This is a genomic window from Geobacter sp. PheSNFMC (assembly GCF_059620965.1).
Map to the genome: position 1 here is coordinate 1 of NZ_JCAMRN010000137.1, position 293 is coordinate 293.

A 293-nucleotide genomic window follows, 5' to 3' on the forward strand; every position below is an offset into this window, starting at 1 on the left:
TGAGTCTGTTCATGGTCATTCTGGCCCACTCGGTGTTTCAGATCTGGCTCTACATGAGGCCGTGCGAGCAGTGCGTGTACATCCGGTTCGCCTTCTTCTGCATGGCATTCGGCGGGATCATCGCGGCGATCTACCCCAAAAACATCGGTCTCAAGCTGGTGGGATACGCGCTGGCCTTCTGGGGGACCATCCAGGGGATCGGCTACAGCCTCAAGCTCAACAAGATCCACGAGGCAGCCCACAGCGACAACCCCTTTGGCGTGCAGGGATGCAATCCCGAGCCGACCTTCCCG

General features: G+C 59.4%; 1 protein-coding gene. It reads left to right on the plus strand.

The window, feature by feature from the left end:
- The coding region (locus AC6CDK_RS17835) for a disulfide bond formation protein B (RefSeq protein ID WP_496639965.1) at positions 1–293 on the plus strand (293 nt) is incomplete at both ends.